General features: G+C 54.8%; 8 protein-coding genes. 6 read left to right on the top strand and 2 right to left on the bottom strand.

All coding sequences use genetic code 11. The features are described from left to right. Positions 1 to 142: 142 nt before the first annotated feature. Both K3725_RS20420 and K3725_RS20415 read right to left on the bottom strand, forming a co-directional pair. Positions 143 to 676, bottom strand: coding sequence for a YbhB/YbcL family Raf kinase inhibitor-like protein (locus tag K3725_RS20420; protein ID WP_409201604.1), 534 nt, complete (start codon positions 674 to 676; stop codon positions 143 to 145). A 160-nt stretch (positions 677 to 836) separates the two neighbouring features. Then, positions 837 to 1,706, bottom strand: coding sequence for a polysaccharide deacetylase family protein (locus tag K3725_RS20415; RefSeq protein WP_170456276.1), 870 nt, complete (start codon positions 1,704 to 1,706; stop codon positions 837 to 839). 563 nt (positions 1,707 to 2,269) lie between these two features. Between K3725_RS20415 and K3725_RS20410 the strand changes: the two genes are divergently transcribed. The 6 genes from K3725_RS20410 to K3725_RS20385 all read left to right on the top strand — a co-directional run bounded on the left by K3725_RS20410 (position 2,270) and on the right by K3725_RS20385 (position 8,389). After that, the gene (locus tag K3725_RS20410; protein WP_260018766.1) at positions 2,270 to 2,746 is read left to right on the top strand and encodes a RidA family protein; all 477 of its coding nucleotides are present in this window, start codon (positions 2,270 to 2,272) and stop codon (positions 2,744 to 2,746) included. Positions 2,747 to 2,897: 151 nt separating this feature from the next. Then, a complete protein-coding gene (locus tag K3725_RS20405) occupies positions 2,898 to 3,989 on the top strand; it encodes an NADH:flavin oxidoreductase/NADH oxidase (RefSeq protein ID WP_170456272.1) in 1,092 nt (363 codons plus the stop codon). Between the two features lie 156 nt (positions 3,990 to 4,145). Beyond that, positions 4,146 to 5,156 carry a TRAP transporter substrate-binding protein DctP gene (dctP, locus tag K3725_RS20400; protein ID WP_170456270.1) on the top strand — a complete coding sequence of 337 codons (1,011 nt, stop codon included), beginning with the start codon at positions 4,146 to 4,148 and terminating at the stop codon, positions 5,154 to 5,156. Positions 5,157 to 5,244: 88 nt separating this feature from the next. Then, positions 5,245 to 5,760 (top strand): TRAP transporter small permease, encoded by a 516-nt coding sequence (locus K3725_RS20395; RefSeq protein WP_170456268.1) that lies wholly within the window; start codon positions 5,245 to 5,247, stop codon positions 5,758 to 5,760. Between the two features lies 1 nt (position 5,761). Beyond that, a complete protein-coding gene (locus K3725_RS20390) occupies positions 5,762 to 7,066 on the top strand; it encodes a TRAP transporter large permease (protein WP_170456266.1) in 1,305 nt (434 codons plus the stop codon). A gap of 528 nt (positions 7,067 to 7,594) precedes the next feature. Beyond that, complete coding sequence (locus tag K3725_RS20385) at positions 7,595 to 8,389, top strand: IclR family transcriptional regulator (RefSeq protein ID WP_170456264.1); 795 nt, start codon at positions 7,595 to 7,597, stop codon at positions 8,387 to 8,389. The last annotated feature ends 37 nt before the right edge of the window (positions 8,390 to 8,426 follow it).

Genomic DNA, 8,426 nt, shown 5'->3' with positions numbered 1-8,426 from the left:
CAGGTTTTCCTTAATTGTCGGGACAGCCTATGTGCGCGTTTCGGCCAGATAATCAGATCAGTTGCGAAATCTATTTTTGGGAATGGCAAACAAAGGTCGACCGAGGAGCCTCGGCCGACCCTGACCCGATCCAGAATGACTGCTATTCCTCGCGCGGTCCGGCAATCACCTCAAGCGTTGCGGTTGCAAGCGTGTTGCTGTTGTAGAAGAAGCCTGCGAGTGCGGCCGAGGCGTTTTCTGGAAGATCCAGACTGGGAGCGGACAGAGCGTATACCGTATAAACATAGGAATGCGTCCGTCCGACAGGTGGACAAGGCCCGAAGAAACCAGGCTGATTCAGGTCAGTGTTGTTTTCAATTGCACCTTTGGGAATGTCAGCTCCGATACCAGTTGTGCCGAGGGGGATATTGTAAACGCTCCAATGCCAAAATCCACTGCCGGTCGGCGCGTCTTTGTCATAGAAGGTGACAGCAAAACTCTTTGTCCCCTCGGGCGCCCCTGACCAGATCAGCTCTGGGCGAGCATTTTCACCGGAGCACCCGAAGTTATTCCAGTAATACTTGGCCGGGATCGACTGACCTGATGTGAGTTCGGGGCTGGACAAGATAAAGGGTTCGTCTGCATGCGCGGTGCCAAAAGCCAGAGTGGTCAAGATCGCGGCAGCTACGGTTTTTATGTGCATGATGGGCCTTTCTTTGATTTTGGTGCCTGACGCGAAGCTAGGATCTGAGGGGAGAAAGCAAATCTTCTTATTAGCAAAATCAGCTTGTGGCATTGGCAAACAAAAAAGGGCGCAAGTGCGCCCCTTTGATCTCCTGTAAAGAACCAAAAATAGATCAAAATTTGCGTGGAGGATTAATTGGTACATCGTCCTGTTGGAGTGTGTACTGCGCGATCTCATCCTTTCGCATGAAGACGACGCCTTCATGCTGCTTTGCGTAGGTGAGGAACCGATCCAGCGCACCGACAATTCCGGGAGCGCCACCAATGCGATCATGGGTGCTGATGGACATCATGCGCCGACGCCGGGCTCCCTCAGCATAGAGAACATCGAACTCATCTTTCAGTTCCTGCTCAAATGCCGCTGATGTCATGCCTTGCGAGGAAAAACGTCCGATGTCGTTGCAACGCAAAGTATAGGGAACCACAATGAGCGGTTTGTTGTTGACCAAAGTCAGAGCTGGCTCGTCGCGGGAAAGATCATCGGTGTGATAGAGAAAACCTAGTTCTTGAAGAATTTCGAATGTTGCACGTGTCTGACGCATCCAAAACGCGTTGAACCCCACTGGCCGATGACCGGTCACACGCTCCACCACCTCTATGTTTTTCTCATACGACAGGCGTTCTTCCCTTGGGTCCATGCCAAATTGTGGAGTCCAGTTGTAGCCATGAGCAGCAGCTTCATGTCCCCGAGACACGAGTTCTTTGGCAAGGTCCGGACGGCGCTCGACTGCTTGGCCTACCATATGAGAAGTGACCTTAACATCGTGCCGGTCCCAAAGGTCGAGCAATCTGGGAATACCTTCGTTCATCCCGTACTCGTACCATGTCGGTGTGATTGTATCGACGAGCCCAGCCTCCATTGGAGGGAAGGGCCCATCAGCGTCTTTTCCCTGCGCCCCTGCCTCAAACTGCATCGAAATCGAGATGGCAAGTTGCGCGCCACCTGGCCAGAAGCCGGTGTCATTTTGATGTTCTTCCGTCATACCCTTTGTCCCGTGTTTGGATAGATTTGAGCTTTCCGACAGAGACTAGGGGCCAGGCACGGACGAACAATTCCAAACACCTGAATTCATTTGTTGGTTACGTTAACGAAACCTAGGTGCTTTTGGGGCGCGGAGATCGGGAAAGCACATCTGGCTGGGGCTCATTTCCGAAAGATCTAGCAGGCCTGCCTCACCCAAAGAGGGCCAACACTTAGAGTGGCGAATCATAGTTAGCCGCCAGGTAGAAAATATCTTTATTAGTAACTTATTTGCATTCCCTCGAGAGTGGTGTGTTGAGACAATCATGGTTGTTGGGCGAGTCGATGGGTGGCATGGGGCAGTGCGAAGCTTCTGCTTTCAAGTCAGTTCATCTGTGCTGATTTCGTCAAGGAAATTACTTATATTTAAATGCCTTATGTTGATGTTCTGTTGACCATTCTCGGCCGATTTGTGTCTGGTGTTGAAGGAGGTGGTCTCACTAGGCTGCGCTCTAGCTCTGCATGAAATTGTTTGTTGAAAACAAAAAAGTTTTCAAATAATGAAATAAAAAAAGGGAGGAAGCTATGCTTGATGAATTACTTACCCCAGAGCAGCGTTTGGAAGCGCTTGGCTTGGAACTGCCGACTGTTCCGTCTGCAGTCGGAGATTATGAGCCCTGGGTCGAAGCCAACGGGATCATCTACACATCGGGCCAACTGCCGTGGATTGACGGCGACATGAAATACACCGGCAAACTGGGCGACGTGCTGACCACCGAGGATGGCTATCAATCGTTCCGGATTTCTGCCTTGAATGCGATTGCCCAACTGAAATCGGCCGTGGGTGAGTTGAGCCGGATCAAGCGTGTCATCCGCCTTGAGGGCTCGGTTCAAGCCACGCCGGACTTCACCGAACAACCTCAGGCGCTGAACGGGGCATCGCACCTGATCAATGAGGTGTTTGGTGGCAGGGGGCGCCATTCGCGCATGATCTTCACTGATCCCGGTATGTGCCTGGATTGTACGACGCTGGTCGTGCTCTGGGCTCAGGTCGAACAGTAACGGTCCGATCTTCTCCCCGAAGGGCGCTGCCCCATTCCGCCCATTGGACACAAGGGGCGGCGCCTGACGGACAACTCAATAACAACCTCCATCGGGATCGCTGCGGTTGTTCGACGCAAGGGCGCTTGGCAACCGGTGGGGAGGGACAGCCATGAAACCGCTTCTTTTCGAGCCCTTGGAAATGCGTGGAATGACCCTTTCCAACAGGATCGTCGTTCCGCCAATGACCCAATACAGCGCTAATAACGGCGTGGCCGGGGATTGGCATCTGATGCATCTGGGCCAGTTCGCGGTTTCCGGTGCCGCCATGGTGTTCACCGAAAGCACCTATGTCGAGCCGCATGCCCGCAATAACCCGGCCTGTCTGGCACTCTACTCAGACCAGCAGGCGGAAGGGCTGCGCCGGGTAATCGATTTCGTTCATGCCAATTCAGAAGCCAAGTTCTGTGTGCAGTTGTGTCACGCGGGCCGCAAGGCAGGCCACAAACCGCTATGGGAAGGCGCGGGTCCGTTGGATGAAGAGGATCGGTTCCAGACATACGCGCCGACTGCCCTGGCTCTGCGCGAGGGGTTTGCCGTGCCACAAGAGATGTCGGTCGGCCGCATCCAGGACACGATCGGGCATTTTGTGGCAGCCGCGCGTCGCGCGAACAAAGCGGGTGCAGATGCGCTGGAACTGCATGGGGCGCATGGCTATCTGATCCACCAGTTCCTATCACCGCTGTCGAACCAGCGCGGCGACAAATACGGCGGCACGCTCGAGAACCGGATGCGGTTCGGGCTGGAGCTGTTCGCGGCGGTGCGGGCCGAGTGGCCGGATGACAAGCCTATGGGCATTCGTATCTCGGCCACCGATTGGGTCGAAGGCGGTTGGGACATCGAAGGATCGGTTGCCTTTTCCAAAGAGCTGGACCGACTGGGGTGCGACCATATCCACGTCTCCAGCGGCGGCAACAGCCCGCTTCAGAAAATCCCGGTCGGCCCGGGGTATCAGACCGGCTTTGCCGCCGCGATCCGCCAGTCTGTTTCCGCACGGGTCATAACGGTCGGGCAGATCGTCAATGGCCATCAGGCCGAAACCGTTCTGCGGCTGGGGGCAGCTGATCTTGTCGCTGTTGCCCGGCGCCATATGCATGATCCGCGCTGGACCTGGCGCGCCGCCGAAGAGCTTGGCGTCGATCTGACATATCCGAAGCAATACGAGCGCGCGCATCCCGACGTCCTGAAAGGGCCGCCGCCCTAACCTTGCCGCAAGTAAAGATCTGCCCTGCCGAAAAGGAGGACAGGCAGGCGGAGCAAATCCACCCAAAAACGAAAATTCACCCGTGAACCCCGGCGACCGTCCTCAAGAGGAGTGTGGGCGGCTGCCTTTCACAAACCAACAGATAGGGAGGTCCAAATGATCTCGATTACCAAATTCGCCGCCGCCTTGACCTTTGCGGCCACCACCGTCGCAGGCGCTGCAAACGCCGCTGACCACAACCTGACTTTCCACTCTCCCTTTGGAGAGGCGGGGCTTAATGAGTCCGTTCGGGTCTGGATGGACGAGGTTGAGAAACGCACCGATGGCCGCGTTGGCTTCAACCGCGTCTTTGGCGGTGCGTTGGGCAAACTGTCCGGCCAGCCGACTGGCCTTCAGGCACGTTCCTTTGACGTGGGGCAGGTCTCTTCCGTTTACAATCCCGGCCTTTACCCCCGTGCGACTCTGGGCATCCTGCCGTTCCTCTCCGATGACGTGCTTGAACACAACAAGATCATGCACGGGCTCTACACCTCGGCGGATTTCCAACAAGAGTTCGATGCGCTGGATCAGAAGTTCATGTTCAACGGTACGTGGATCTGGATGCAGATGATGGCCTTTGACGAAGTCAAGACCATGGAGGACCTCAGCAAAATCAAGATACGCGCCCATGGCGGCTCGGCAGATGCGCTGACTGCGGCGGGCATCACGTCCTACGCCATTCCGTTTGGCGAACTGCCTGCGGCCGCTGAAAAGAGAGTGGTCGAAGCGGTCACCATGGGCGGGCCCTCGGACATGGTTGATTTCGGTTTCGGCGACATCTTCCCTTACTGGTACGAGGGGCTCGACTGGTACTACATGCCGATGTCGGTGGTCATCAACAAGGATGCATGGGCGGATCTTCCCGAAGACATCCAGCAGATCATTGAAGAGCTGAACGCTGAAATGGTCGACCGGTCAATGGAACTCATGCTGGCGCAACAAGAGGCCGCCGCTGAAACACTGACCGGTGAATTGGGTGTGAAAAGCGTGACCTTCAGCGACACCGCCAAGCTGGTTGCGGCGGGCGAAGCATCCTGGGCGACCTGGGTCGACAGCATGAAGGATGCCGGGATCGACGGTCGGGCGCTGCTCGATCTTTACAAGTCCATGGCCGATGACCAGGGCTGATGCTTTCTGAAACCAGGGACAGCCCGCCCCTTGAGGCGGGCTGTTTCGCAAACGCCAATTAGGCGTTTCAACAAGGGAGGACACCGCGTTGTTCAGACTTCAAAGACAGTTGGAAAACACACTCAGCTATATCTCCGCCGCCGCCGTGGCCTTCATGATGATCATTACCGTGGCAGATGTGCTGGTGCGATATCTGACCCCATGGAACGTGCCGGGTTCCTACTCTTTTGTCAGCCTCGCCTTTGTGTTTGTGATCTACCTCGGACTGGCATTGGCGCAACGGGAAAACGCGCATATCGCTATCGAGGCGCTCTATGGCAAGATGCCTCGCTCGGCGCGCAAGGTGGTGCAAGGCCTACAACTTGCTGTGTTGTTTGGCTTTATCGCCGCGCTGACTTGGTACACGGGCGTGTCGGCTTGGAAGAACTATTCCATGGGCGACACCATCCTTGGCGCGATTGCCGTTGTGACCTGGCCTGCGAGGATCATGATCCCGATCGGGTTGTTCTTTCTGGCAGCGCGCTTCCTCAAACAATTTTACCAGTTGGTGTTTCAGGATTCCCTGATTGAAGAGCGTCACGAACCCCAGCACGAGGAGGTGTAAGATGGACCCCACGATCCCAGTTCTGGTCGTTGCGGGCGCAGGTTTGCTTTTGGCCTTGCGCATACCGGTCGGATTTTCTTTGTTGCTGGCCGGAGCGGTCGGGTTCGCGGCAACACGAGGTGTTGAATCGGCGCTTAAGACCCTTGGCGCGCGCCTGTTCGACATTGGCTCCGGCTACTCTCTGAGCGCCGTTCCGCTTTTTCTGTTGATGGGGCATATGGCGATTGCTTCGGGCGTCACGGATGACATGTTCCGCGCCGCTCGGTCTCTGGTTGGGCACATCCGGGGAAGTCTTGTTTTGGCAACCACCATGGCTGCGGTCGGTTTTGCGGCATGCTCCGGGTCCACCACCTCGACCACCGCGATTTTTGGCAAGGTCGCTCTGCCCGAGATGATGAAGGCAAATATCGACCGCCGGCTGGCTGCTGGGTGCATTGCCACGGTGGGGACGCTCGCAGGGATGATTCCGCCCAGCGTTGTTTTGATTGTGTTCGGCATCATTGCTCAGGAATCCATTCCGCGCCTTTTCATTGCTGGGATCATTCCGGGACTACTGACTGCATTGGCCTTTGGTCTCATGATCTATGTGCGCGTTTTGCGGCAGCCGGAGCTTGCCCCGCCACTGCCGCCCGCGACGAAGCCCGAGAAAATCGCAGCGATCAAGAATATCTGGGCCGCTGTCCTTCTGGCGGTCATTGTGATCGGCGGGATCTATGCCGGGATCTTCACCCCAACGGAAGCCGGTGCAATGGGGGCGGCGGGAGCATTTCTGATTGCCCTGTTCCGCGGAAACTTGAGCTGGAAAATCCTTGGTAACGTGTTTCTTGAAACCGCTAAGACCACGTCGGTGATATTCATCATCATGGTCGGCGCTCTGATCTTTACCTCGTTCCTTGCGGTCAGCGGTACATCCCATGCCATCACCGAGGCCATTGTCGGAATGGAGGTGCACCCGCATGTGCTTATGATCCTCTATTTGATCCTCATGCTAATCCTTGGGCTCTTCATCGATCCGATTTCGGTGATGTTCCTGACGGTTCCAATATTCCTGCCCGCGCTGACGAAACTCGGGTTTGATGCGATTTGGATTGGTGTGCTTGTCACAAAGGCCCTGGAAATCGGGCTGATCACACCACCGGTGGGATTGAATGCTTTTGTTCTAAAAAGCGTGGCGCCGAATTTCAGTTTTGGCGAAATCTACAGGGGGATCTGGTGGTTTTTGCAGGTCGAGTTCATCGTTCTAGCGATCATCTTCGCCTTTCCAGTCCTGTCCCTTTTTCTGCCAAATCTGATGTATGGTGGATGACGCACTACGTGCAGAGGTACCGCAAGGTCCCCCCCCTCTGCGCAATGCGTGTGTGCTACGTGCTTCCAAGCTGATTTGGATTGAGCAAGTGGCAAAAAACAGCGCGCATCCTGCGCAGGGGGGCGGTCCGGAAGCACCTTGCTCGAACTTTTCGGTGTTGTTCATACGAGAGTGGTTTCTGAAACGCCGTCACGCACACGTTGAGCAACTTGCAGGTGTAGTTTTTTCGGAGAGACGTAGGCTGGAAGAATTGTAAATAAGACAATTTTTTAGAATTGCGGATTCGACATTCTGGAAAGTGTGGCAAAGCAGGGTGCTTCAATCCAAATTACAGTTCAAAATTCGTTGAATCAGTTGGTATAAGCAATAACTCTCGAGCTACTGATGCGCACTCGTCTTGAGTGCAGAAGGGAACTCGTGGCAAAAGCCGAGAAAGGCTTTGAGAAATAAATTTCTATTGAAGAAAGTTGTGGCCGGGCTTAGGTCTGGCCTAAGTGCAGAAATCTGAGGTCTCTTCGAAGGTTCTTTATGGTTGGCAAGTCTTCAAAATCACTTCCCGCACAATCTCTTGCACGTGGATTGGAAGTTCTGGAGTTTATAGCGTTTAGCCGTCGGTCCGTCCGTCTCAAAGACATTGCGGAGGCCTTTGATATGGATATGGCAAGCACGCACCGAGTACTGAGAACTCTCGAAACACTTGACTATGTCGCTCGCCTGCCGATTGGCAAGACATACGGCCCAGGGAACAAGCTGCGTGACATTTCGCAGAGCTTCTCGGCCGTCGATCGGATGATCGAGAGCCTGCATCCTATTGTCGTGGAACTGGCAGAAGTCACCGGTCAGATCGCACATATTGCCATTTTGAGAGAGAAGCACGCGGTGCTGGCAGAGGTAGCGCTGTCAAAAGATGCAAAAGTATCGATCCGCCAGGCTCCCGGCGACGTGGATGAGCTGTATTGCAGTGCTGTTGGAAAGTCTTTGTTAGCCTTCTTACCAAATTTCGAGAGGAACGCGCTCCTGCGTTCGATCCACTTTGAACAACTGACAAAAAATACGATCACCAGCATGGCTGCCCTAAAACGCGAACTGGATGCGGTTGTTGATGGGGGCATTTCCTATGATGATCGTGAAAACAACTCAGAGATAGCGTGTATTGGTGCTCCCATTCTCGATAAAGACGGATTTGCGGTTGCATCACTTGGGATTTCTACTTTGGCTAGGCTTCTTCCCGGAACGATACGGGAGGAAAGTGCTCTAGCTGAGCAGGTTAGAGAGTCGGCTACAGCTGCCTCAAAATTGCTGCAAGACTCCGAACAGATGTGAGCGATAGTTGAACTCCAGCGTCTACTACCTCTGACCT

Source organism: Leisingera sp. S132 (genome assembly GCF_025144465.1).
In the GTDB taxonomy this organism is placed as follows: Bacteria; Pseudomonadota; Alphaproteobacteria; order Rhodobacterales; family Rhodobacteraceae; genus Leisingera.
Note: the sequence above shows the minus strand (reverse complement) of the source record. Positions and strands in the feature narration are given on the sequence as shown.